The organism is Microcoleus sp. FACHB-1515 (genome assembly GCF_014696105.1).
GTDB lineage: Bacteria > Cyanobacteriota > Cyanobacteriia > Elainellales > Elainellaceae > JAAUTJ01.
In genome coordinates this window covers 194127-217864 of sequence record NZ_JACJPO010000066.1, presented here as the reverse complement: position 1 = coordinate 217864, position 23738 = coordinate 194127, and the positions used below count along the sequence as shown (strand labels likewise).

At 53.4% G+C, this 23738-nt stretch carries 24 protein-coding genes and 1 riboswitch; of the genes, 15 read left to right on the top strand and 9 right to left on the bottom strand.

Translation table 11 applies throughout. From position 1 onward, the window contains the following. Positions 1 to 6 precede the first annotated feature (6 nt). From tuf to H6F67_RS23255, 3 genes are all read left to right on the top strand, one after another. Positions 7 to 1236: an elongation factor Tu gene (gene tuf, locus H6F67_RS23265; RefSeq protein ID WP_190769034.1), complete on the top strand. Its 1230-nt coding sequence runs from the start codon at positions 7 to 9 to the stop codon at positions 1234 to 1236. Positions 1237 to 1336: 100 nt separating this feature from the next. Then, entirely contained in the window at positions 1337 to 1645 is a 309-nt protein-coding gene (rpsJ, locus tag H6F67_RS23260) for a 30S ribosomal protein S10 (protein ID WP_272120102.1), read from the top strand. 142 nt (positions 1646 to 1787) lie between these two features. Continuing rightward, a complete protein-coding gene (locus tag H6F67_RS23255; RefSeq protein WP_190769033.1) occupies positions 1788 to 2426 on the top strand; it encodes an LON peptidase substrate-binding domain-containing protein in 639 nt (212 codons plus the stop codon). 15 nt (positions 2427 to 2441) lie between these two features. On the opposite strand, the gene pheA is transcribed toward H6F67_RS23255, so the two are convergent. Then, on the bottom strand, positions 2442 to 3269 hold the full coding sequence (pheA, locus tag H6F67_RS23250; RefSeq protein WP_190769032.1) for a prephenate dehydratase: 828 nt from the start codon (positions 3267 to 3269) through the stop codon (positions 2442 to 2444). Between the two features lie 230 nt (positions 3270 to 3499). Between pheA and H6F67_RS23245 the strand changes: the two genes are divergently transcribed. Next, entirely contained in the window at positions 3500 to 4084 is a 585-nt protein-coding gene (locus H6F67_RS23245) for a DUF1997 domain-containing protein (RefSeq protein WP_190769031.1), read from the top strand. Here the strand turns inward: H6F67_RS23245 and H6F67_RS23240 are convergent. The 4 genes from H6F67_RS23240 to H6F67_RS23225 form a co-directional block, all read right to left on the bottom strand. After that, positions 4081 to 4665: a ribonuclease HII gene (locus H6F67_RS23240; protein WP_190769030.1), complete on the bottom strand. Its 585-nt coding sequence runs from the start codon at positions 4663 to 4665 to the stop codon at positions 4081 to 4083. The two genes, H6F67_RS23245 and H6F67_RS23240, sit on opposite strands and share 4 nt — an antisense overlap. A gap of 16 nt (positions 4666 to 4681) precedes the next feature. Next, positions 4682 to 6718: an Rne/Rng family ribonuclease gene (locus tag H6F67_RS23235; RefSeq protein WP_190769029.1), complete on the bottom strand. Its 2037-nt coding sequence runs from the start codon at positions 6716 to 6718 to the stop codon at positions 4682 to 4684. Positions 6719 to 7154: 436 nt separating this feature from the next. Further along, entirely contained in the window at positions 7155 to 9740 is a 2586-nt protein-coding gene (locus H6F67_RS23230; RefSeq protein ID WP_190769028.1) for a TIGR03960 family B12-binding radical SAM protein, read from the bottom strand. 203 nt (positions 9741 to 9943) lie between these two features. Further along, positions 9944 to 10282 carry an STAS domain-containing protein gene (locus tag H6F67_RS23225; RefSeq protein ID WP_313926918.1) on the bottom strand — a complete coding sequence of 113 codons (339 nt, stop codon included), beginning with the start codon at positions 10280 to 10282 and terminating at the stop codon, positions 9944 to 9946. A gap of 529 nt (positions 10283 to 10811) precedes the next feature. Here H6F67_RS23225 and H6F67_RS23220 point away from each other — a divergent pair. Continuing rightward, a complete protein-coding gene (locus H6F67_RS23220) occupies positions 10812 to 11006 on the top strand; it encodes a hypothetical protein (RefSeq protein WP_190769027.1) in 195 nt (64 codons plus the stop codon). 117 nt (positions 11007 to 11123) lie between these two features. Continuing rightward, the gene (locus H6F67_RS23215) at positions 11124 to 12296 is read left to right on the top strand and encodes a pyridoxal phosphate-dependent aminotransferase (RefSeq protein ID WP_190769026.1); all 1173 of its coding nucleotides are present in this window, start codon (positions 11124 to 11126) and stop codon (positions 12294 to 12296) included. Here H6F67_RS23215 and H6F67_RS23210 read toward each other — a convergent pair. Further along, positions 12287 to 12640, bottom strand: a complete 354-nt coding sequence (locus H6F67_RS23210) for a hypothetical protein (protein ID WP_190769025.1) — start codon at positions 12638 to 12640, stop codon at positions 12287 to 12289. The genes H6F67_RS23215 and H6F67_RS23210 overlap by 10 nt on opposite strands. 308 nt (positions 12641 to 12948) lie before the next feature. On the opposite strand from H6F67_RS23210, the gene clpS reads away from it, so the two are divergent. Together clpS and H6F67_RS23200 are read left to right on the top strand one after the other, a co-directional pair. Further along, a complete protein-coding gene (gene clpS / locus H6F67_RS23205) occupies positions 12949 to 13236 on the top strand; it encodes an ATP-dependent Clp protease adapter ClpS (RefSeq protein ID WP_190769024.1) in 288 nt (95 codons plus the stop codon). A 6-nt stretch (positions 13237 to 13242) separates the two neighbouring features. After that, on the top strand, positions 13243 to 14124 hold the full coding sequence (locus H6F67_RS23200) for a CPBP family intramembrane glutamic endopeptidase (protein ID WP_199304590.1): 882 nt from the start codon (positions 13243 to 13245) through the stop codon (positions 14122 to 14124). Between the two features lie 58 nt (positions 14125 to 14182). Here the strand turns inward: H6F67_RS23200 and H6F67_RS23195 are convergent, their stop codons facing one another. Further along, positions 14183 to 14890: an HAD family hydrolase gene (locus tag H6F67_RS23195; RefSeq protein WP_190769022.1), complete on the bottom strand. Its 708-nt coding sequence runs from the start codon at positions 14888 to 14890 to the stop codon at positions 14183 to 14185. Positions 14891 to 15270: 380 nt separating this feature from the next. Between H6F67_RS23195 and H6F67_RS28230 the strand changes: the two genes are divergently transcribed. Beyond that, the gene (locus tag H6F67_RS28230; protein ID WP_277874624.1) at positions 15271 to 15393 is read left to right on the top strand and encodes a hypothetical protein; all 123 of its coding nucleotides are present in this window, start codon (positions 15271 to 15273) and stop codon (positions 15391 to 15393) included. Between the two features lie 104 nt (positions 15394 to 15497). Then, a complete protein-coding gene (locus H6F67_RS23190) occupies positions 15498 to 16085 on the top strand; it encodes a DUF3611 family protein (RefSeq protein WP_190769021.1) in 588 nt (195 codons plus the stop codon). A gap of 3 nt (positions 16086 to 16088) precedes the next feature. Here the strand turns inward: H6F67_RS23190 and H6F67_RS23185 are convergent, their stop codons facing one another. Continuing rightward, positions 16089 to 17540: an ATP-dependent DNA helicase RecQ gene (locus H6F67_RS23185; protein ID WP_190769020.1), complete on the bottom strand. Its 1452-nt coding sequence runs from the start codon at positions 17538 to 17540 to the stop codon at positions 16089 to 16091. A gap of 331 nt (positions 17541 to 17871) precedes the next feature. On the opposite strand from H6F67_RS23185, the gene H6F67_RS23180 reads away from it, so the two are divergent. The 4 genes from H6F67_RS23180 to H6F67_RS23165 all read left to right on the top strand — a co-directional run bounded on the left by H6F67_RS23180 (position 17872) and on the right by H6F67_RS23165 (position 22392). Beyond that, the gene (locus tag H6F67_RS23180; RefSeq protein ID WP_190769019.1) at positions 17872 to 18924 is read left to right on the top strand and encodes an aspartate-semialdehyde dehydrogenase; all 1053 of its coding nucleotides are present in this window, start codon (positions 17872 to 17874) and stop codon (positions 18922 to 18924) included. A gap of 22 nt (positions 18925 to 18946) precedes the next feature. After that, positions 18947 to 19837, top strand: coding sequence for a 4-hydroxy-tetrahydrodipicolinate synthase (gene dapA / locus H6F67_RS23175; RefSeq protein ID WP_190769018.1), 891 nt, complete (start codon positions 18947 to 18949; stop codon positions 19835 to 19837). Positions 19838 to 19943: 106 nt separating this feature from the next. Beyond that, complete coding sequence (locus tag H6F67_RS23170; protein ID WP_190769017.1) at positions 19944 to 21731, top strand: ribonuclease J; 1788 nt, start codon at positions 19944 to 19946, stop codon at positions 21729 to 21731. Between the two features lie 307 nt (positions 21732 to 22038). After that, positions 22039 to 22392: a Mo-dependent nitrogenase C-terminal domain-containing protein gene (locus tag H6F67_RS23165; protein ID WP_190769016.1), complete on the top strand. Its 354-nt coding sequence runs from the start codon at positions 22039 to 22041 to the stop codon at positions 22390 to 22392. Between the two features lie 146 nt (positions 22393 to 22538). On the opposite strand, the gene H6F67_RS23160 is transcribed toward H6F67_RS23165, so the two are convergent. Further along, positions 22539 to 22706 (bottom strand): DDE transposase family protein, encoded by a 168-nt coding sequence (locus tag H6F67_RS23160; RefSeq protein WP_190769015.1) that lies wholly within the window; start codon positions 22704 to 22706, stop codon positions 22539 to 22541. Between the two features lie 87 nt (positions 22707 to 22793). Next, positions 22794 to 22936, top strand: a riboswitch (cobalamin riboswitch). Positions 22937 to 22967: 31 nt separating this feature from the next. Here H6F67_RS23160 and H6F67_RS23155 point away from each other — a divergent pair. Continuing rightward, positions 22968 to 23708, top strand: a complete 741-nt coding sequence (locus H6F67_RS23155; RefSeq protein ID WP_190769014.1) for a ferredoxin--NADP reductase — start codon at positions 22968 to 22970, stop codon at positions 23706 to 23708. Positions 23709 to 23738 lie beyond the last annotated feature (30 nt).

The window sequence follows — 23738 nt, the reverse complement described above, 5'->3', positions numbered from 1 at the left end:
AGATTCATGGCACGCGCAAAGTTTGAACGGACAAAACCCCACGTCAACATCGGCACGATCGGTCACGTCGATCACGGCAAAACCACCCTCACCGCAGCGATCACGATGACGCTGGCGGCGGGCGGTGGCGCTCAAGCCAAGAAGTACGACGAGATTGACGCGGCTCCTGAAGAGAAAGCTCGCGGCATCACGATCAACACGGCTCACGTCGAATACCAAACCGAAAGCCGTCACTACGCTCACGTGGACTGCCCCGGCCACGCGGACTACGTGAAGAACATGATCACGGGCGCAGCGCAAATGGACGGCGCAATCCTCGTCGTTGCGGCAACGGACGGTGCAATGCCCCAGACGAAGGAGCATATCCTGCTGGCTCGTCAGGTTGGCGTTCCCAGCTTGGTCGTCTTCCTAAACAAGGTTGACCAAGTTGACGACGAAGAACTGCTCGAACTGGTGGAACTCGAACTGCGCGAATTGCTCAGCGACTACGAATTCCCCGGTGACGACATCCCGATCATTCGCGGTTCCGGCCTGATGGCATTGGAAGCAATGCAGGCCAACCCGAAGACGGCTCGCGGCGACAACGAGTGGGTAGACAAAATCTATGAACTCATGGACGCTGTGGATTCCTACATCCCCACGCCAGAGCGTGACGTTGATAAGCCGTTCTTGATGGCCGTTGAAGACGTGTTCACGATCACGGGTCGCGGTACGGTCGCCACTGGCCGGATCGAGCGTGGAAAAATCAAGCTTAACGACACCGTCGAACTGGTTGGCATCCGCAACACCCGCAGCACCACTGTCACGGGTATCGAGATGTTCAAGAAGAGCCTTGACGAAGGTTTGGCAGGTGACAACGCAGGTCTGTTGCTGCGCGGTTTGAAGAAGGAAGACATCGAGCGCGGCATGGTGCTGGCTAAGCCCGGTTCGATTACACCTCACACGCAGTTTGAAGGCGAAGTGTACGTGCTGCAAGAAAAGGAAGGCGGACGCAAAACGCCGTTCTTCCCTGGCTACCGCCCGCAGTTCTACGTCCGCACCACCGACGTGACCGGAACGATCACCGCCTTCACCTCGGATGATGGTAGCGCCGCCGAGATGGTGATGCCGGGAGACCGGATCAAAATGACGGTGGAACTGATCAACCCGATCGCCATCGAACAGGGAATGCGCTTCGCCATCCGTGAAGGTGGCCGCACGATCGGTGCAGGCGTCGTCTCCAAAATCGTCAAGTAGTCTGCTGCTTGTACAATTGATTTGATTGATCAGCAGTCAGTCGCAAGGCTGGCTGCTGATATTTGTCCGTTTGTCGCCCAAACTCAAGATCATGGCAACGATTCAACAGCAAAAAATTCGCATCCGGCTCAAAGCCTTCGATCGCCGCCTCCTCGACACCTCCTGCGAGAAGATCGTCGATACTGCCAATCGCACGAATGCCACTGCGATCGGTCCCATTCCCCTCCCGACCAAGCGTCGCATCTACTGCTTGCTGCGATCGCCCCACGTCGATAAAGACTCCCGCGAACACTTCGAGACGCGCACACATCGCCGCATCATCGATATCTATCAGCCTTCTTCCAAGACGATCGACGCTTTGATGAAGCTTGATCTGCCTGCGGGCGTCGATATCGAAGTGAAGCTCTAGTAAATTCTCCTTGTGTCTCCCTTGAGGGATTGGAACAATGCGATAAGCTATATATTAAGGTTGCTTAACAACTTTTATTAAACGCCTTCGATTCGCAGCTTTGTTCTAAATCTTTGTAAATCCCCCAAGGGATCAGACTGCAATGACATTTTCCTCGGTTGCCGTGCGCGAACTTCCGCTATTTCCCCTGCCCGATGTCGTTCTGTTTCCGGGCAGACAACTTCCGCTACATATTTTTGAGTTCCGCTACCGGATCATGATGAACACCATCCTCCAGAGCGATCGCCGCTTTGGAGTCTTGATGGTCGATGCGGTAGACGGCAAAGTTTCTAACGTTGGCTGCTGCGCCGAAGTGATTGATTATCATCGGCTGCAAGACGATCGCATGAAGATCGCCACTTTAGGACAGCAGCGCTTTCGTGTCCTCGAATATGTGCGGCAAAAGCCTTACTACGTCGGATTGGTCGAGTGGATTGAAGATGAACCGACCGATCGCGACCTTCGACCGTTAGCAGGCGAAGTCGATCAGCTTTTGCGCGATGTCGTGCGACTGTCCGCCAAGCTGATGAGCGAAGACATTCAGCTTCCGAACGATATTCCCGACTTGCCGCTAGAGCTTTCCTACTGGGTCGCCGGAAATCTGCATGGTGCAGCCCCCGAACAGCAAGCCCTGCTCGAAATGCAAAGCACGGCAGCACGATTAGAGCGCGAAGCCGAAATTCTCACCTCGACGCGCAATCATCTTGCAGCCCGCACCGTTCTCAAGGATGCGCTGAATTAATCGAAACCTGCCAAGCTACGCTAGCGCATAGCTTCCAAACACTTTCAGGGTTTCTGTGTAGTCTGCTAGTTCGCTTAAAGCCGCCTGCACGATCGGCTGACTTGAATCTGCCTCGATATCCACGAAAAAGCGATATTCTCCCAGCGATCGCTTCGTTGGACGCGATTCAATGCGACTGAGGTTAATTTCGCGTTTGGCAAACGCCTGGAGCGGCTGAACCAGTGCGCCGGGGCGATCGGGTAAACTGAACGCCAGTGAAGTATGATCGCCACCCGGAGCCGGATTTAGACTCATCACCCAGAAGCGAGTGCAGTTGTCGGGATGGTCGTTAATCGGATGCGCGAGAATTGGCAGATTGTAAAGTTCGGCGGCGCGTTGAGAGGCGATCGCTCCGATCGAAAAGTTTTCTTCTAGATGCTGAAGTGCCTCGGTTGTCGAGTTGGTCGGCACAAGTTGAACGGTCGGCAAATGTTGCTCCAGCCAATCTTGACACTGAGCCAGCGCTTGTGGATGCGAATAGATCGTTTTGATTTCAGTGAACGCCTGAGCTTGCGAAATCAGCGCGTGTGAAATTGGCAAAATTAGCGCTTGCTGCACCTGGAGGCGATCGAGATGCCAGAGTGTATCGAGCGTCATCGTGACACTGCCCTCGATCGAATTTTCGACAGGCACGACTGCCCATGCTGCCTGTTCGGTTGCGGCTGCTCGTAGCGCTTGGGCAATGCTCGGACAAGCAAGCAGTGTCGGATTTTCACCTGCTTGATGAAGTCGAGCACTCCAGCGCAGGGCAGCGACTTCTGCGTAGGTTCCGGGGGGACCAAGATAGGCGATCGACGTTGCCATAGTGCATTTCGCGAAGCGGTGAAAATCTCAGTGCGATTTACACTATGCCCTAAAACTGAGTGTCCTGTGAAAATCCGGGCAGTTGTTGCATCTGTACAAAAATCAATCGCCTAGATGATAAATAAGTCAGAGTTTTCTGAGAAATTTCTGCATCTTGAAAATGATTTGTAAAATAAATGTAAAGGATCATGTAAATACTCGTATGCTGTAATCACAATGCAGCAATTTTCATGAACATTCACTTCAGCGCGATTCAGGCCGTCGAAATTGCGGTTACTACTCAGCCGATCCCAATTCAACATTATTTGCGCCAGCCTCAACGCCTTGTTGCCGCGCTCGTTGATCCAACACGGGTTGAGCAGCTAGGCGAAGACTGTTTTCGCCTGAAGATGCGACCGTTGAGCTTTATGATGCTGAGCATTCAGCCGACCGTTGATATCCGCGTGTGGTCGGAGGCCGATGGTACAATTCATGTTGAATCAACGGCCTGTGAAATTCGCGGCGTTGAATACATCGATCGCCGCTTCAGCCTCAAGCTTGTTGGTCGATTGTCGCCGCGATCGCTCCGCAACACCACGATGCTTTGCGGTCAAGCCGATCTCGATGTGCAGGTTGAGCTGCCGCCTGCACTGTGGTTTACGCCACGCCCCATCCTGGAAGCGACAGGCAACGGTTTGTTAAAAAGCGTGCTGCTGACAATCAAGCAGCGATTGACGCACCATCTGCTGCAAGATTATCGGCAATGGGCAGCAGTCCAGCTTGAAGCTCAGCCGGAAGCCGCTCGATCGAATCTGGGTCTCAGCTTTCCGACTTAGCGGCAGGGGCTAAACGAGCGGCGATGGTGGATTGTTACGCCAAATTGCGCGATCGCCTGACGATGGCCGATCGTGCCGTAGCCCTTGTTGGTTGATAAACCGTACTGCGGATATTTTGCCGCCAGTCGATCGAGCAAAGCATCACGCCACACTTTGGCGATGATGCTAGCAGCGGCAATTGCCAGCGAAGTTTGATCGCCTTTGACGATCGTTTGCTGTGGCATCGACAGCCCTGGAACTCGTTGGTTGCCATCGATCAGACATAGGGTTGGAGCTGGATCGAGACGGACAATCGATCGCCGCATTGCCAGCAGAGACGCTTGCAGGATATTGAGGCGATCGATTTCGCGTACCGAAGCGATTCCAATACGACAAATTGCCGTTTGCTGAATTTGAGCAGCGAGGATTGTGCGACGCTGTGGCGTTAAGCGCTTACTGTCTGTGACGCCAGCCAGCGTGAGCGGTTCAATCGCTGAGACAGGAAGAATGACGGCAGCAGCTACAACTGGCCCAAACAGCGCTCCTCTCCCAACTTCATCGACTCCGGCAATTCGTTTGCCAGCCTGCGGGGTTTGCAGCATGACACCTGCGCCGAGCTTAGCTTTCTTCGGGCTGGGCCATCGCCGCATCTAGATCAGCAGATGAACGGCGGCGACGACGACGGCGATGAGTGAGTGTGCTTTCCTCTTCTGGCTCCGATTCACTCGCTTGCGCTTCGGGCTGAGTCTCGATCGCTTCACGAGGTGGCGCAGATTCAGCTTCTACTGTTTCGATCGGCTGCTCAATTTCCGCTGGTGCAGGCGATGCGGCAACGCTTCCATTGCGAACTGCACCACTTTCACCCGGCAGCGTGACCGTGATCACAGTGGATTTTGGATCTTTCACCGTTTCTGTACTTAAAACGAGCGGCGAAACGCCCATAACTGCATACACATCTTGTTCTTCAGGTGTCATCTCGATCGCAATGACCTGAGGCGGTTCCGCAGGCGGACGTTCGCGGCGATTGCTGGTGCGCTGGCGATCGGGTCGTTCACCGCGATCGCTGCGGTCGCTGCGATTTTCGCGGACTGGAGTGATCGTCGGAGTTGGAATCGGTTCAACTCGGATCGGTTCTTCGATTGCGATCGCAGTGGTGTCTTCCGTTTCATCTGGACGAGGCGATCGACCAAACGGTTCTTTGCCGACACGACGACGACGACGACGATTGTTTGCGCCGTTGCGGTCTTGGTAGCTGGGATGATTGGTTAGATCAAGCTCTTGTAAATCCGGGGACGGATCGTGGTCATACTCATCGGCTGTGAATGTGTCGGGCGGCGCAATTATTTGAGGGGCACGAGTCGGGGCGGGAATATGGCGAGCTTCACGAACTTCGATCGGTTCGGCCAACGCCCGCTCAGATTCGCCGGGCAGGTGAACCAGATGACCCAAACCGCCACAGGTCGGGCAGGGACGGCCAAACAGTTCGTAGATGTTTTGGCCTTGGCGTTTACGTGTCAGTTCAACCAGTCCCAATTCGGTCAACTGAGCAATTTGCGGACGAGCTTTGTCAGCACGGAGGGCTTTGTTGAACTGCTCTAGGACTTGAAGCTGGTCGCGCCGTGCATCCATGTCGATGAAGTCCACGATGATCACGCCTGCAATGTTGCGTAACCGCAGTTGACGAGCGATTTCAGTGGCAGCTTCGCAGTTTGTCCACAGTACGGTTTCGCGGGCAGTTGCCGATCGCGTAAACGACCCAGAGTTCACGTCGATCACGGTTAAGGCTTCCGTCCGCTCAATGATGATGTAGCCGCCGGAAGGCAGATCGACTCGCGGCTTCATGGCTTCACGAATCGCAGCATTGACGCGGAAGTATTCGAGAATCGGGGCGCGATCGCGGTGATGATCGACCAAAACACCCTGCGGACTTTTGCCGCCGCTCCAGCCAACCAAGTGCTGCTTGACGCGCTTCATGCCCGTATGGGAATCGACGACAATGCGATTCACGTCTGCACTATACATGTCGCGCAAAACGCGCTGAATAAAGTCATCATCGCGATTGAGCAAGCTAGGAGCGCGAGTCGTCATCGCTTCTTGCTGCACATTTTCCCATTGCTTCTGCAAAGCTTCGAGATCTTCTAAAATTGCTTCTTCAGCAACCCCTTCTGCCTCAGTTCGCACCAGCAGCCCCATTCCTGCGGGCTTGATCAGCACGGCAAGGGCGCGGAGGCGGTTGCGTTCGCTTTCGCTGCGAATCCGGCGAGACAGGTTTACGCCGCGACCAAACGGCATCAGGACAAGGTAGCGACCGGGAAGGCTGACGTTTCCAGTCAGGCGCGGACCTTTGTTGCCCGTTGGTTCTTTCATCACCTGCACCAGCACTTTTTGCTGGGGGGCAAGCAGTTCAGTGATCGATCCGGCAGCGCGTTTAAGGCGGAGCGGACCCAGATCGGTAACGTGAATAAAGCCGTTGCGCTCGGTATCACCTAGATTGACAAAGGCGGCGTCAATGCCAGGGAGGACGTTTTCAACGACGCCCAGGTAAATATCACCGACTTGGTGACTGCCTGTGGCAACAATGAGTTCTTGAATTTGATCTTCGGAAAAAACAGCGGCAATGCGATGTTGTTCGGCAATAATAATCTGCTTGGACATTCAACTTCCTCAAAAATTAGCAGACACAACGGCTCTAAATTTGGTAGAGCGCCGTTGCGCTGGTTAGAAAAGGGTGGAGAAAAAACTCGACGGGGAGACAACGAGGCTGCTCCTACCTGAAATCAACAAAAAGCCCAGCAGTCCCAGAAAGGCTGGACGGTTTGACAAACAAATAGCTAGCATAGCCAGCAACGAATCCTAGATAAGATGCTTGTGCCTGGGAATAAAGCACCTGATGCTAAGAGCGTCCGAAAAGCTTTGCGGGTACGAATCTTGCCCTACCTCTTTTGCCCATTGACCACAGGACAACCAGGACATTTGAGATTCGTATCAGCCGCTTTTGAAAAGCATTATAGCGCAAGTTACCGCAATGCTACAGTAGTAGATTTATTTTGAAGCATTGCTTTTTAATTTGAAACTTTTCTTAATTTTTGAGTCAATTTGTAGCGATCGCTTCTGCCGCCAAAACCAATTGCTGCCGATGTACATGCAGCAGTTGAAATGATTGGTTTGTGATTTGCTCCAGCATGAAAATTAAATGTTCTGGCCTTAGCATTGTTCCATCCGGACGGCAGCTTCCTTCATAGCAGAGCGTTTGAGCGTCAGGTGAAGCTGACTTGATTTCTAAACGAAATAGGCGATCGCGCAAATTAATCATCTGCCGTTTACCCGACTTCGTGATTTGCTCATACGCGATTGCTTCCGCTGCCAGAATTCGATCGATCCAAGCTTGCCATTGATAGGTTGAATCTTTAGTACGGACAGTGATTTCATAAACAGCACGATCGAGCCATTTGTTCGCAGAATCAGCATTAAGCGCGATCGACTCGACGCTGTAGATCGGCACATCAGCGGGCAGTGCTGCCGCCAACCTCGCCTGAAATTCTTCCGGTGCAATCGCTTGAGTCAATTCAAAATCAGCAATTTCGCCGGAACTGGTTGCACCGAGCGGCAGGGCAGACGCGATCGAAATGCGCGGATTAGGATGAAAGCCGTTTGTGAAGGCGATCGGCAAGCTGGCGCGGCGGATGGCGCGATCGAACAGACGCACCATGTCGAGATGGCTGACCAAGCGCATATCGCCCAGTTTGCCAAAGCGGATGCGGAGTCGCTGAGCGCGATCGGATGGCTGAAACGCTCCAGCAAATGCGGGAATCGGTGGCGGTTCAATCACAATATTGTGGCCGAAGTCTGAGCCGCAAACGCCGCAGTGCGAACACTCATCAAACGAGCAGTCAGGGACGATCGCCGCCTCTAGTGCCCGCTGCAAGTCGTCTTTGAGCCACTGTTTATCAATGCCTGTATCCAGATGATCCCAAGGAAGCGGACTATCCAGCGTCGAGGTAGCAGCTTGGTCTGAGAAAACATTCCATTCGCCATTGGCAACCTGACGATACTTCCAGTCCAAGCCAGATTCAGCGATCGCATCTTGCCAAGCAGCAAACGCGCGATCGAGACTTTCCCACCAGGCATCCATGCCTGCACCAAGTTCCCAGGCTCGACGGATGACCGAGCAAAGGCGGCGATCGCCTCGTCCGACAAAATCTTCCATTGCCGACAAGCGAACATCGGTAAAGTTCGCTTTCAGGCCGCGAATCCGACGAAACGCCTGCTTCACTAACGCCTGCTTGCGCTCAAATTCCGATGTCGAAACGGAGTGCCACTGAAACGGCGTATGCGGCTTGGGCGTGAAGTTGGAGATTGTGACGTTGAAGCTGATCGACTTGCGCCGCGTGTTGCATTCCTGCTGAAGCCACTGAATCGTTTCGGCAATGCCCAAAACATCTTCGTCGGTTTCTCCCGGCAGGCCGATCATGAAGTAAAGCTTTACTTTGTCCCAGCCTTGTTCGTAGGCGGTTTTGACGCCGCGCAAAAGTTCTTCGTTGGTTAAGCCTTTGTTGACGATATCGCGCAATCGCTGCGTTCCGGCTTCGGGTGCGAAAGTGAGGCCGCCCTGTCGATTGCCGCCGATCACGTTGGCGATCGTTTCGTCAAATCGATCGACTCGCTGACTTGGCAACGTCAGGCCGATATTGTCTTCGCGAAGCCGATTGCGAATTTCAATGCCGACTGCGGGCAACGCGAGATAGTCTGAACAACTCAGCGACAGCAGCGAGAACTCGCTGTAGCCTGTGGCTCGCATTCCCTGCTCGATCGATTCAACGACCTGAGCAGGTTCGACATCTCGCGCCGGACGAGTCAGCATTCCTGGCTGGCAAAAGCGACAGCCCCTCGTGCAGCCGCGTCGAACTTCGATCGTGAGGCGATCGTGAACCGTTTCGACCAACGGCACCAGTCCGATCGAATACGCTGGAATCGGAGTGGCGACGCGCCGCAAGATGCGATCGGGCACATCTGGACGGTTGGGCTGAACCGAGCCATCCCCTGCCATGTCATAAAACTGCGGAACGTAAACGCCTGGAATCTGCGCGAGATCGAGCAGCAGCGCTTGACGGCTCAAGTTGGCTGCTTTGCCTTCCTCCAGAACAAGACCAATTTCGGGCAAAAGCTCTTCACCATCACCCAAGACGATGAAGTCAAAAAAGTCTGCATAGGGTTCAGGATTTGAGGTCGCGGTCTGTCCACCTGCAAAGATCAGCGGATAGTTGCCGTTTGCTCGATCTTGCCAAGTTAGAGGAATGCCCGTCAGATCGAGCATTTCTAGAACGTTGGTTGCACCAAGTTCATAGCTCAAGCTGAAGCCGAGAATGTCAAATTCGAGGAGCGATCGCCGCGACTCAACGGCAAACAGCGGCGTTTGGGTCGATCGCAGCTTTGCACTCAGATCGGGAGCGGGCAAATAAGCGCGATCGCATAGTTGCCGAGGCTGCGCGTTGAGAATGCTATAGAGAATGATGTGACCGAGATTAGAAGCGCCAACTTCGTAGATTTCTGGGTAGGTCAGCACCCAGCGAACTCTTGCCGCTTCCCAGCTTTTGTGGACGGCTCCAAGCTCGTTGCCAAGATAGCGGGCAGGGCGGAGAATTTCTGAACTAAGAAGCGCTTCAACGGCAATAGTCACGGCTGCGATCGCAAAGGTGGAGCTTACTGACTCCACTATACTGAACATCGCGATCGCCCACTGTCGAAACGAACCTGCGATGTGCCGAACAGACTGGACAGATGCACCCCAATACGCAAGAACCTCCAGTTGCCTGCGTGAGGACAATCAAATTTATGGACAGTGGAGGGTCAAGCGCGACTTTTCGCAACAGGTAACGATTGCTAGACGATGGTTGCTTCGTAGGCTGTGCGGCTCTCAAAAATTTCAAACACGCGATCAAGCTGAGTCAGTTCAAAAATAATCCGAATCGCAGGTGGAACGCAGCAAAGGCTAAAGCGCTTGTCTACCTGCTGTGCGAGTGTGAGGGCGGCAACGAGCGCCATCAAACCTGCGCTGTCGAGTGATTCGACCTGGTGCATATCCACAAGTAGCCGCGAGCACTCTTCTGAGGTGACGATCGCTGAAAGTTGCTCTTTCAAAAGATCTGCGTTTGCGGCATTGAGATGGCCCTTGGGCGCGATCGTTTCTGTTTTGGGAAGTACAAGAACATTTTGCATCATTACAATCCTGCCTGATCTAGCATTGAATCAATCGCATTTTGGATATCTACAAACCATAGCTGCTGATCTCAAGATGAACCAGCAGTCTTGCTTCATTTTGCTGAAACTTTATTTGTCAAGTCCAGTAATTTAAAGATTCCAATAAGTATTTCTGCTAAAAAGTGTGCAGAGCTACAAATCACCGTAGGAATACGAGTTCTATTTCAAATTCACGGTAAACCAACTGAGGTGAATTGTTCGCCGTTTTCAGTAAGTGCACGGTCTTCACAGCACTAATACTGCCTTATCTCTATTATTCGGTAGACGACGAGTGGTCGCAACCGTACTTGCACGGTAGTAGAAATACGAGGAGTCGAGCAGGTCGATCGATTACTAAAATTGTCATTACTGTGAATGACGAAATTACTGATGGATCGACGTGATTGAGATCACTAATGTCCCTAGGGCTGGATCACTTCGCAACCTGTTGATTGCACCGAAAATGACTGTTACATCAATGCTCCATACCTAAATAGCGGCAGCACTTGCCATGAAAACAACCTACGCCATTCGCAAACTTGTTCAAGAGGCTTTGCACATTCGCAAGCTGACACCTGCAATTGAAAATGAAATTAACTACGAGCTAACTCGCTTGGGCTACATTTCTGATGCGGACTATGAAGCGCTGGAGTTACTGATGTCTGAAATGGATGCAGGTCGCGTTCAGCTTGTTCCCAATCCTTAAAGTCAGCTCATCCTACGATCGAACTTGCGTGGCGAAAGCAGACAAATTTTCGATCGCGGTACGCTCAACGGTAGACTGTTTGAATCAACTCTTCCTTGAGGATCGTGCTGCGCCGTCATGCAGTTTGCCAAGCGGTTAGAAAAAATTCCGCCCTACCTGTTTGCTCAACTCAACCGCCAGCGGCAAGCGCTTCAAGCCCAAGGCGTTGATGTGATCAATCTCAGCGTTGGCGATCCCGATCGCCCCACACCAGCGCATATCGTGCAGGCGATGCATCAGGCGATCGACGATCCCACGACGCACAGCTATCCGCCCTATCAGGGAATGCCGGAATTTCGACAGGCAGCAGCAGACTGGATGGCGCACCGATTTGGCGTTGCGGAACTTGACCCCGATCGCGAAATCATTGCTTCGATCGGCTCGAAAGAAGCAATTCACAACACGTTTTTGGCCTTTGTCGAATCAGGCGACTACACGCTAATTCCCGATCCGGGCTATCCGGTTTATCGAACCGCAACGATTTTTGCGGGCGGGGAACCTTTTGTGATGCCGCTGTTGAGCGATCGCGGCTACCTGCCGGATCTGAGCGCCATTCCTGAAGCAGTTGCCGATCGTGCCAAGCTGCTGTGGATCAACTACCCCAACAATCCGACGGGCGCAGTTGCTCCGCTGGAATTTTTCGCTGAACTGGTGGCATTCTGTCACAAGTACCAAATTTTGCTGTGTCACGATCACGCCTATGCAGAAATGGCCTATGAAGGCTATAAGCCACCGAGCGTTCTGCAAGTTCCGGGCGCAAAAGAAATTGCGATCGAATTTCACAGCTTGTCAAAGTCATACAACATGACGGGCTGGCGCGTTGGCTTTGTGGCCGGAAATCCAATTGGAATTAAGGGCTTGAGTCAGGTAAAAACCAATGTCGATTCTGGCTTGTTCAAAGCGGTTCAGCAAGCGGCGATCGCTGGGTTCAAAACGGATGAAAGTCAGCTTCAGCAGCGCATGGCGATCTACGAAAATCGGCGCGACCTGATTGTGGCCGGATTGCGATCGCTCGGCTGGCCGATCGAACCGCCCAAAGCCACGCTGTATGTTTGGGTTCCGGTTCCTTCTGGCTACAGTTCAACCGAATTCGTGATGCTGCTGATGGAAAAATGCGGCATCGTGGTTGCGCCCGGCATCGGATATGGTGCGTGTGGCGATGGGTATTTTCGGATTGCGCTGACGATCGCGGCGGAACGAATGCACGAAGCGATCGAGCGGATGCGCGAAGCCGGAATTCGCTACGCCTGATTTGCCTGCCACACCTGCTGCATCAAGATTTGAAGCTGCTGACGAGCCGCCCACACTGCTTCTGGCTGTGCGGCTTCCTTAAGCTGCGCCAACAGCGGCAGCACTTCTGTGTCGATCGCCGCTCGAAACGCATCGATCGGCCACAGCAAATCGGCGCACTGCCGCAAATCATGCCGCAGCGTCAATCCAAAATTGCTCGAACCGTCGGCTTCTGCCAGCATCAGCGGACGCACCCAGCACATCTGGCGCGGCTCGGCGACCTGAATCACTTCGACATAGAGACGCAGGCGATCGTGTTCGAGGCACAAAATTTGGAGTGGCTGAAAGTTAACGGCAGATTTCATCGATCGAGGGACAGGCTGGAAAGAGCGATTGCCTGCGCTGGCTTCTATTGTATCGATCGATTGTGAAGTTCCGTGACAGCAGTGGACGGCGATTAGTGCAGTAAGTTCCGGCTAAAAGCAGCGCTCTTCTCCAAGTGAAAGTGATATAAATGAAGTAATGTCACGAACGGCAAAAGCTGAAGCAATCAGCCGCTTGTTTGTGTCGTTGCGTTTTCGATTCGCCGCAGCGATCGAACATTTCCAGCCGAGCCGCTGCGAGCCAATGATTTTTCCACAAGCCCATCTTTCGATCAAAACGGAGATTTGCCGTGCCAGTTGAAACGATTCAACAGAGTTCAACCTCAACGATTCGCAAGCCCGCGCCTCGCTATCGCGTCTTGCTGCACAATGATGACTTCAACTCGATGGAGTATGTGGTCGAAACGCTGGTGAAAACCGTGTCAAGCTTGACTGTGCCGCAAGCCGTCTCGATCATGATGGAAGCTCACACGAACGGTACAGGTTTAGTGATCATCTGCGCCCAAGAACATGCCGAATTCTACAGCGACACGCTGAAAGCACACGGACTGACTAGCTCGATCGAACCGGACGAGTAGTTGCGCTTGCTTCTCGCTCGACTCGATCGCACGTCTGCTCCTGTTCGCCTGCTGGCCTTCATCGGACTGCTGGCGATTTTTTGGCTGCCGCCCTATGTTCTGATTCGCGCCACTGTCACCGATCGCAACACGGTCAGCATTCTGGCGATGACGCTGCTGTTTATTGAATTTGTGCTGCTGCTGCGCTGGTGGACAAAGCGAATTTATCGCGCACCAAATTGGCTGCGGCACTATGGCCTGCAACCCACTCGGCAAAACGGTCGATTGCTGCTGCTGGGTTTTGCGATCGGTTCTTTTAGTTTATTCACGCTCTTTGCGATCGAACTCAGCTTCGGTTGGCTACGCTGGCAGTGGCCGACTTTGCAGTTGATTCGGATCGCGATCGAAGGCTTGCTTGTCGCGATCGGCGTCGGACTGGGCGAAGAACTAATCTTTCGCGGCTGGCTCTTACAAGAACTAGAGCGCGATTATCGTCCTGTTACGGCATTGCTGGCGAACAGCTTAATCTTTGCGCTGCTACACTACACCAAACCGATCGAGGGCGCGATCGTGACGCTGCTCGGATTGCCCTTCGACTGGTCAGCCGTGCTGCGATCGCTGCCGCAGTTTCCCGGTTTGCTGCTGCTCGGCGTTCTGCTGGTCAGGGCGAAGCAAGTCAGTCGGCAGCAGTTGGGATTGGCGATCGGACTGCACGCGGGATTGGTCTGGGGCTACTATCTGGTGAATGTCGGTGAACTAGTCGAGTATGGCGATTCCGTTCCGCAGTGGGTGACAGGAATTAATCAAAATCCGCTGGCGGGTGTGATGGGAATGTTGGCGTTGGTTGGGTTGCTGTTGGGTATGAAGTGGTTTGGGAGGTGGGGTGAGCGATCGAAATTTACGAATTAAGCACTAACGATGCCCATCACCCGCCGCGAATAACCTCTCAAACTCAACCAGTAACCTTTCAACGGTCGGGTGCATGGGCATCGTTAGCTGGCTGGCAATTACTTTCAAATTGCTCAAGAATCGAAGGAATTTCACTGAGTTCGTCAATGATTGCATCTGCCTCCTTTGCCTCTTGCCAGTACGAACTGCGTTTCCAAATTGCTTTCATCTCTGCGTTCTTTGCGCCCATGATATCCGCTTCGGGGTGATCTCCAATAAACACACTGTTCTTAGCGGTCACTCCTAATCGCTTCGCGGCTCGATGAAAAATTTCTGCTTGTGGTTTTCTCATTTGCTCGATTTCAGAAATCAGGATCACTTCAAAGTAGTCTTGAATCCCCAACCCCTTGATAGCACGAGTTTGAAACGTTCCCAAACCATTACTTACAATTCCCAACGAGTAACCTTGCTGTTTCAACCCACTTAGCACCTCAACGAGAGAAGGAAAGGGAACACAATAATCCTGAAACTGTGTTTCATAGTCCTGAAGCAACGCCTGCCAACTCAACCTCCGAATCTCAAACTCTGTCACTATCTTTTGATAAACCTTATCCTTCCAAACATGACCTCGACAGTCTAATTCGATGAATCTGCTAACGTAATCGGATTGAGGAATGTGGTTCAAGTGCGTGATGAGTCTTTCATACTGGGCAGCAACAAACTGTTGAATTGATGTATCGCGATCGAGCAGTGTTCCATCTAAGTCGAAAAGAACTGCTTGAATCATTTATTGAACTCCCAACGACTATTTCACAAGTGCGCCCCAACGACCGAAACGAAGCTAGCTAATGATTGAGTTGAGCCGCAACGCCGACGTGCCGTCTTCGTGCGGCTAACCGTTGGCGTTGTCGGCTCTAACGAGGTTGTTCTACTGAACTGGTAGTTGTTATGGTGTTCCCATCGAGTAACATTTAATAGCAGTTCTATGGGACGATCTGTACAGATCTACTATGCCTAATCTCCTGATACGGGGAGTTATGCAGACTGCTTGCTGTTTATTTGTCTAAATTGGGCATGATGAACAGCAAGTAGTCTGCATAATACCTCTAGTTCGGTGGATTAGACAGAGTAGCTCCGTCTATTTTTTCCAAGAGGATTTCTTGCTAGTTGAGCGAAGATAGAGAGGTGGGTGCGATCGCCCATGCGCCCAAATCCCACACTCCGCAAACCTGCCTTGCAACTTGGCAGCGATCGCCCCCACGCCTCACCGAATTCCCCTCGCAACAGTGAAAAAATCCTGTTAGTCTGGTAGGCACAGCGAATCCATTTCGCCAGCTCAGGCGAGTCCGGTTTGGCAGCGCTGAAGCGATCGATTTCTCTCTTCAGGTCGTCCCATGACAAGCGACAAAATCGAATCCTACTCTCCTCTTTCACCAGCAGTGCGGCGCGTTGCCAGCGCGTTTCGTGTCGTCGGCACGATCAGCTTTTGGGTGCAAATCGTCCTCGCCGTTGTCTCGACGCTGGTGCTGATCTTTTCGACGACGACGCTGAGCCTGCGAGCAGGCAGCGGCAATCCTGGAACTGGAGCAGGCTTGCTGTTTGCCGTCTTTGGCGTGCTGGTGCTGTTTGCCGGAGCGTACTGGGCATTTCGCTACACGCAAATCGGGAAGCAGTTGCGTTCTGGAGATGCCCGGACTCGGCCAAAGCGCGGCGATGCGATTCAAGCGTTGCGATTGGGGATTGTCATTAACTTAGTGGGTCTGCTGTTGACGCTGTTGGGAGCGCAGGCAACGGTCGGGGTGCTGTTGGCGAAGTCGCTGTCACAGCCGCAGGGAACCGCAATCTTCGATCCGAGCCAGGTGACGCGCTTGATTCAGCCGCTCGATATTTTTGTGGTGCAGGCAAATATCAATACGATCTCGGCGCATTTTGTGGGAGTCGCTGCTTCGCTGTGGCTGGCACGGACGATGAGCCGCCAGTAGCGCTCAGCTTGTGCAGCGATCGCAATGCCCACACCGCCACTGCGAATCTTGAGCAAAACCAAACGCCGACAACAAAAATCGCCAGCGACACTGCTTTGAGTTGGCAAAAGCTGAAAGATCGATCGCGGCTGTCGGAGAATCGATCGCGGTTGACAACAGTTGATAGTTGAAGGGATCTTGCCATTCGAGCGAACCCGATCGATGCAGCAGCGCCAGCGTGGTCGCCACATCGTCTGCCCGAATCGATCGCGCCTGCAATGGTCGGATCGCTTCGCTCAGATTGCCCGCTAGCGGAAGCTGTTTGGCGATCGATCGTGCTTTTTGCTGCTGAAGCTGGAGGCGATCGCGCCAAAATCTCTGCCGCTGACGGTCTTCTGGATCAAGCCAACTGCTCATCAACGTCAGCGCGTGGGCAGGCTTGCCATCACGTCCGGCGCGGCCAATTTCCTGCATGTATTCCCACAGCAGAGCGGGCGCGTGAAAATGCACAATCCAACGAACATCCGGTTTATTCACGCCCATGCCGAAAGCGGATGTGCAGATCACAAAAGGCAGCGTTCCAGAAAGCCATGCGGATTCGATCGATCGTCGCTCTCCCCCAGTCAGTCCGGCATGATAGGCGGCAGTTCGAAAGCCCTGTTCGCTCAGCCAGTCGGCCAACTGCTCGCTTTCACGGCGCGATCGCACATACACCAATCCAGTTTCGCGGGAATTTTTGATCTGCTTGAGGAGTTGTTGACGGCGAGCGCGTGGCGTTGAAATCCGGTTGACGCTGAGATGCAGATTCGATCGATACGGACTGACGCAAATCGTTTGCGGGGAGTTCAGCTTGAGCGCGGCGCGGATTTGCTGTTGAGTTTGCGGGTCGGCGGTGGCGGTGAAGGCGGCGATCGCCATTCGACTTCCAGGCGGCTTTGACTTCAGTAAGGCAGGGCGGACGGCTCCCAAGCGGCGATAGGCAGGCCGGAAGCTGTCGCCCCAGTGAACGAGGCAGTGCGCTTCGTCGAGGATCAGGCCATTAATTTGAACATGAGGGAGACAAAGCCGCTGCCAAACGGGTTCGCTGAATAGCGTTTCAGGTGAGAGATAAAGAAGACGAAGCTGCTGTTTTTCGATCGCCATCAGGGTTTGGCGACGCTGATAGCTCGACTGTTCGCTGTGCAGCAGGGCGGCAGGCAGGCGGCGATCGCGCAAATCCTGCACCTGATTTTCCATCAGGGCGACGAGGGGCGAAACGACCAGCGTTAATCCGGTTCGCAGCAAGGCCGGAAGCTGAAAGCAAATCGATTTGCCTCCGCCTGTCGGCATCAGGACGATCGCGTCTTGGTGCGCCAGCAGAGCGCGAATTACTTCACCTTGCGGTGGACGAAAATCTTCATAGCCCCAAATTTGCTGGAACGTGCTGCGAACATGACTCCAGGCAGTCGGCTCAAAAGACGGCTGGGCAGAAAACATGATGGCGATCGATAGGGACAACTTCAGCGTTCCCACTGGCGATCGTGAGCATTTCGGTGTTTTCCGCAGCTTCGCCGCGCAAAGCAAGATGTCTTTCTATCAGCAGGCTTGTTTACCTTTATGCAATATGAGTTGAATTAGGCAGCAGGGCGCGATCGAAAGTGGTAGATTGATGGAAAGCAAAGATGAGCTTGTTAAAAGGATCGCAATATCTAAGCTGTGGTATCTGCCGAAATTATTTAGTGCCGTTATGATGAATGGCGATCGACGCGATCGCGGCTAAGAAAATTTTGATTGCTGGGTTGATTTGCAGAGTTGAGGAGGAAATCGTTTGTCTGAAGCTTTTCGCGTTGCCATTTTAGGCGCAACGGGTGCAGTTGGTACCGAGTTGCTGCAATTATTAGAAGAACGAAATTTTCCGATCGCCAGTCTCAAACTGCTGGCCTCGCCGCGATCGGCAGGTCAAACCGTCACCTTTGAGGGCGAGGAAGTTGCGATCGAAGCTTTGGGTGACGACGCTTTTGCGGGAATTGATATTGTCCTGGCATCGGCGGGCGGCAAAATCTCTAAGGCTTGGGCGGCAAAAGCGGTGGAAGCGGGAGCCGTTTTTATTGACAACTCCAGCGCATTTCGGATGGATGCGGATGTGCCGCTGGTTGTGCCAGAAGTGAATCCCGAAGCGGCGCGATCGCATCAGGGCATCATCGCCAATCCCAACTGTTCAACGATTCTGATGAATGTGGCAGTCTACCCGCTGCATCAAGTCCAACCTGTCCAGCGCATCGTTGTTTCTACCTACCAGTCGGCCAGCGGAGCCGGAGCGCGGGCGATGGAAGAAGTCAAGCGGCAGGCGCAGGCAATTCTCAATGGCGAGACGCCGGAAACTGAAATTTTTCCTTATCCGCTCGCCTTCAATTTGTTTCCGCACAACACGCCGATCAACGAGGCGGGCTACTGCGAGGAAGAAATGAAAATGATCAACGAAACGCGCAAGATTTTCGGAGATCCTAACATTCGGATTTCCGCCACTTGCGTTCGGGTTCCGGTCTTGCGGGCACACTCAGAAGCGGTTAATTTGGAATTTAGCAGTCCGTTTGAGGTTGCCTCTGCTCGTGAAATTCTCAGCACGGTTGCGGGGATCAAGCTGGTGGAAGACTGGCAGGCCAACCACTTCCCAATGCCGATCGAAGCGAGCGGCAAAGATGAAGTTCTGGTCGGTCGCATCCGTCAGGATCTTTCGCATCCAAACGGGCTAGAGCTTTGGCTGAGTGGCGATCAAATCCGCAAAGGAGCCGCGCTAAACGCCGTGCAGATTGCCGAACTGTTGATTCAAGAATCTTGGTTGCGCCCTCAGCAGCCAGCGGCGATCGGTCTGGGCGTGTAGGCAGGGAAAAGAGGAGTATTGCGTGACGGAATTTGGACGAGTTGTAACCGCGATGATTACGCCATTTACCTCCGATGGCGAAGTCAACTTTCCGGTTGCAGAAGCGCTCGCCGCGCATCTAGTCAGTCATGGCACGGATGCGATCGTGGTCTGCGGCACAACCGGAGAATCACCGACGCTAAGCTGGGACGAGGAATATGAACTGTTTCGCGTCGTTCAGCAAGCCGTATCTGGAAAGGCAAAAATTATTGCGGGAACCGGGTCAAATTCGACGGAAGAAGCGATCGCAGCTACGCAAAAAGCCGCTAGAATAGGAATACATGGTTCGCTCCAGGTTGTGCCCTATTACAACAAGCCTCCGCAGGCGGGACTGTATCAGCACTTTCGAGCGATTGCCGAAGCAAGCCCAGATTTGCCGCTGATTCTATACAACATTCCTGGACGTACCGGACAAAACTTGCTGCCAGAAACGATCGCCCGTCTTGCCTCTGTGCCAAACATTGTCGCCGTCAAAGAAGCCAGCGGCAATCTCGATCAGGTCAGCCAAATCCGCCGCATCACCTCGCCTGATTTCAGCATTTATTCCGGCGATGATTCTTTGACGCTGCCGATGCTTTCAGTTGGGGCAAAGGGCGTGATCAGCGTAGCAAGTCATTTGGTGGGCGATGCGATTTCCCAGATGATTCGGGCTTATGCCAGCGGTGAGACGCAAACCGCAAGCCGCATTCATCTTCAGCTATTTCCGCTGTTCAAAGCGCTGTTTGTCACGACGAATCCGATTCCGGTCAAGGCGGCGCTGAGGCTGCAAGGTTGGCAAGTGGGCGCGACCCGATTGCCGCTGCAAGACGATTCGATCGATCTCGATTCTCTGCTGCAACCGCTCCTCGACGAACTGGCGCTTGCGACGGTCTAGCAACCCGAAGTTTCCCCACAACCGAATAGCTTTTCTTCCCGCAGCTTAGACATTGTTCGTCTACAGACTGCCACGGTTTTCCTTTTACTGTTCATACGAGTACCACATGACATCTGAAACCCAATCCGCCCTCAAAATCATTCCGCTCGGCGGCCTACACGAAATTGGTAAGAATACCTGCGTTTTTGAATACAACGACGAGATCGTGTTGCTGGATGCAGGTTTGGCCTTTCCGACGGATGGAATGCACGGGGTCAACGTTGTCCTGCCCGACATGACCTATCTGCGCGAAAACCGCCACAAGATCAAAGGCATGATCGTGACGCACGGCCACGAAGACCACATCGGCGGCATTCCCTTTCACCTCAAGCAGTTTGATATTCCGGTCATGTACGGCCCGCGCTTGGCAATGGCCTTGCTGGAAGGCAAGCTCGAAGAAGCAGGCGTAGCCGATCGCACCGAGCTTCGCACCGTTCGACCTCGCGACATGGTTCGGATCGGCAAATCCTTCCTGGTTGAGTTCATCCGCAACACCCACTCGATCGCAGACAGCTTTACCGTCGCCCTACACACTCCGGTCGGCGTGGTCATCCACACGGGAGACTTCAAGGTCGATCACACTCCGGTCGATGGCGAGTTCATGGATTTCCAGCGCTTAGCTGAGCATGGCGAAAAAGGCGTTCTGTGCCTAATTAGCGACTCGACCAACTCGGAAGTTCCGGGCTTCACGCCGTCTGAGCGATCGGTCTTCCCGAATCTCGATCGTGCCTTCTCACAAGCTCCCGGTCGCCTTTTGGTCACAACCTTCGCCTCGTCCGTCCATCGCGTCAACATGATTTTGGAGCTTGCTAAGAAGCACAAGCGCCAGGTTGCTGTTGTCGGTCGATCGATGCTCAACGTGATTGCCCATGCCCGCAACTTGGGCTACATCAAATGCGAAGACGATCTGTTCGTGCCTTTGCACATGGCGAACAAGCTGCCGGAAGACCAAATCTTGATTCTGACAACCGGATCGCAAGGTGAGCCGATGGCCGCACTGACGCGGATCGCCAATCAAGCCCATCAGCAGATCAAGATTCGCAAAGGTGATACGGTCGTGCTGTCCGCAAACCCGATTCCGGGCAATACGATCGCCGTCGTAGAAGTGATCGACAAGCTGATGATGCAGGGCGCAAACGTAATCTACGGGCGCGACAAAGGTTTGCACGTCTCTGGTCACGGCGCACAGGAAGATCAAAAGCTGATGATCGGCCTGACTCGTCCGAAATTCTTCCTGCCCGTTCACGGCGAACACCGAATGCTCGTTAAGCACGCCCAAACCGCTCAGAGCATGGGCATTCCTGCCGAGAACATGGTGATCATTAACAACGGCGATGTCGTCGGTTTGACGCCAGACAGCATCAGTGTGATCGATCGCGTGCCTGCTGGTATCGAACTGGTGGATGCTTCGCGATCGGGCGTTGTCGATCAGCGTGTCCTCGAAGAGCGTCAGCAACTCGCTGGAGATGGCGTGTTTACGCTGGCCGCTTCGATCGGCTGGGATGGCAAGCTGACCGCGAAGCCGGAAACGCATCTGCGCGGAGTTGTGACGACGATCGATCACGCTCGGCTCGACTCGATGATTACGGGTACGATCGAATCGCTGCTCGAAAACCGCTGGAAAGAGTTCGTTCACAACTTCGGCTCGGATGAGATTGAGGTAGACTGGACGAAGCTTCAGGCGCAAATTGAAATGGAGATTCGCCGCTTGTTGCGCCGTGAGTTTCAGAGCAATCCGCTCCTCGTTGTGCTGCTGCAAACGCCGATCGAGCCGCCTGTTAAGGCTACGACCGGACGCCGCCGCACCCGCAGCAGCGCGGTTGATGCTGAAGCGCCGACCAAAGTTGCATCGTAGCCGTGCAAAAGCTGCATCTTCGCTGAAACTTTTCGATCGAGTCAGTTGTATAAAGTCTTGATAGGGTCACAGAAATTTCTGTGACCCTTTCGGCTCAAGCGACTATAACCGAAGAAGTTTGGTTGACTGATTCTGTTGACATATCGCTGTAATTGGGAATTCTCACTTCAGAAAGAACAGATGCATTGCAACTGTCGGCTACAATCGAAACATAACTTCAATAAGTTTCGTCAGTTTTACCCGACAAGCACACTTCATCTGCTGTAGTACCGGATAGAACTAGCCTCTCTTCACCAAAGTACAAGTCATGAGTGTTTCAGACCGCACTTCTTCCAACCTTGTTCTCGAAAGCTGGACTTACAACCAACCCAAGTCAGCTTCATCTCAAAAACCGTCTCGCCCGATCGCTCCCCTCAAGCCGCTGCGCCAGTGGCTCGACAACGTGACCGTCCGCAACGACAAGCAAGCTCACGCCATCTGCAAGCACATTCCCGCTCAGTGCCCGTTTGAGCGCGACGTGAATCTGTTTGGCCGCACCTTGTTTCACATTCCGCCGCTGTGCAAACTCAATCCGCTCTATGACGAACTGGTTGGTCTGCGCTTCCGCGCCCTGTGCTATCTGGCTGACGAGTGCGGCGAAGACATTTCGCAATACTGCTAATCGAATTCACTGACCGCTTTTCACTTTGCAGCGATCGATCCCATCAGTTCGCCGCATTGAATCAAAGCTTTTTCCATAGAAACCGCTCAAAACTCCGCGATCGCTTCAATTACGGAGATGGGCGGTTTCCACTTTCTTAGTCTGAATTAGACAGGCAGACATTTTCCCGATCGAATCAATCCGACCCGACGAGCGATCGCTTCTCCCTGCGACTCAAACGGTCCCCACTTTTCTGCTTTCTCGGCAGGTGGAGTTGGCACGATGGCGCAGTGTCCGTCCGCCTGTTTGACGATGTACCATTGCGATTCGCTCATCTTAAACTCTCCGAAAATTATGGCCTTAGCGTAGCCGAATTTGCGCTACAATCGCCAAGCCGCTTCAGAAATTGTCTGGGGGAGTCAGCCCAGACACAGCGATCGGATTCGCGCCAGCGCTTCGCGATCGCTGAGGGAAAGCCAGTGAAAGTCTGGCGCTGTGCCGCAACTGTGAGCGAGTTTTGTGCAAACTCCGAGCCAGGATGCCTGTTTTTGAGGCTTTATCCACCTCGCCGACTCGCGCTGCACGAGTCGAAGTGAATGATGCAAAGCTTAGAACTAGTACGTCCGTCCAAGGCGATGGACTGTATTGCGACCGTTGTTGCGTCCGACTGGCTGACGCCGACGATTAAATCAATTCGACTGGATTTGCACAATCCTGATTTCGCGTTTTTGCCAGGACAGTCGGTTTGGCCGAAGTTTGAGCGGGACGGCAAGCGATTTAGCAAAATCTACTCGATCGCTTCTTCCCCCTCCCAATGTCCGATCGTGGAGCTTTGTGTCTCGCGCGTTGGCTGGAGTTCGGCCTACTTGCAGGATTTGCCGATTGGCGCGTCGCTGCCCTTGCGCGGACCATATGGCTTGATGACGATCGATCGCCTACCCACACTGCCGCGCCTTTACATCGTGGAAGGGTCAGGAATCGCGCCGATTAAAAGCCAAATTGAGTGGCTGTATGAGCAGCAGTATGAGCACCCCGTGTGGCTGGTGCAGGCAAATCCTGAAACGCCAGATGAACTGCCGTATGAAGATCTGTGGCGATCGCTCACTTTGCAGTGGCCGCAGTTTCGCTATTTCGAGACGATTCGGCCAGAATCAATTTTGCAGACGATCGCCAGCTTTCGCAACGGCATCGTCAGCTTTCGCAACGGCATCGATCTCGATGATTTTGAAATTGATATTTGCGCGGTAGACGATCGCAGCAGCCAAATTCGCGATGCGGTTTTGGCGCATGGGGCAAATGCGGCGGCTGTGCGATCGGAAAGCTTTCACGCCTTTTAACGTGGGAAGATAGAACGCTGGAGCCAAAAT

Coding starts and splice junctions, on each gene's coding strand:
- tuf (WP_190769034.1), top strand. CDS start 7: ATGGCACGCGCAAAGTTTGAACGGACAAAACCCCACGTCAACATCGGC.
- H6F67_RS23255 (WP_190769033.1), top strand. CDS start 1,788: ATGACATTTTCCTCGGTTGCCGTGCGCGAACTTCCGCTATTTCCCCTG.
- pheA (WP_190769032.1), bottom strand. CDS start 3,269: ATGGCAACGTCGATCGCCTATCTTGGTCCCCCCGGAACCTACGCAGAA.
- H6F67_RS23245 (WP_190769031.1), top strand. CDS start 3,500: ATGAACATTCACTTCAGCGCGATTCAGGCCGTCGAAATTGCGGTTACT.
- H6F67_RS23240 (WP_190769030.1), bottom strand. CDS start 4,665: ATGCTGCAAACCCCGCAGGCTGGCAAACGAATTGCCGGAGTCGATGAA.
- H6F67_RS23235 (WP_190769029.1), bottom strand. CDS start 6,718: ATGTCCAAGCAGATTATTATTGCCGAACAACATCGCATTGCCGCTGTT.
- H6F67_RS23225 (WP_313926918.1), bottom strand. CDS start 10,282: ATGATGCAAAATGTTCTTGTACTTCCCAAAACAGAAACGATCGCGCCC.
- H6F67_RS23220 (WP_190769027.1), top strand. CDS start 10,812: ATGAAAACAACCTACGCCATTCGCAAACTTGTTCAAGAGGCTTTGCAC.
- H6F67_RS23215 (WP_190769026.1), top strand. CDS start 11,124: ATGCAGTTTGCCAAGCGGTTAGAAAAAATTCCGCCCTACCTGTTTGCT.
- H6F67_RS23210 (WP_190769025.1), bottom strand. CDS start 12,640: ATGAAATCTGCCGTTAACTTTCAGCCACTCCAAATTTTGTGCCTCGAA.
- H6F67_RS23195 (WP_190769022.1), bottom strand. CDS start 14,890: ATGATTCAAGCAGTTCTTTTCGACTTAGATGGAACACTGCTCGATCGC.
- H6F67_RS23190 (WP_190769021.1), top strand. CDS start 15,498: ATGACAAGCGACAAAATCGAATCCTACTCTCCTCTTTCACCAGCAGTG.
- H6F67_RS23185 (WP_190769020.1), bottom strand. CDS start 17,540: ATGTTTTCTGCCCAGCCGTCTTTTGAGCCGACTGCCTGGAGTCATGTT.
- H6F67_RS23170 (WP_190769017.1), top strand. CDS start 19,944: ATGACATCTGAAACCCAATCCGCCCTCAAAATCATTCCGCTCGGCGGC.
- H6F67_RS23165 (WP_190769016.1), top strand. CDS start 22,039: ATGAGTGTTTCAGACCGCACTTCTTCCAACCTTGTTCTCGAAAGCTGG.
- H6F67_RS23160 (WP_190769015.1), bottom strand. CDS start 22,706: ATGAGCGAATCGCAATGGTACATCGTCAAACAGGCGGACGGACACTGC.
- H6F67_RS23155 (WP_190769014.1), top strand. CDS start 22,968: ATGATGCAAAGCTTAGAACTAGTACGTCCGTCCAAGGCGATGGACTGT.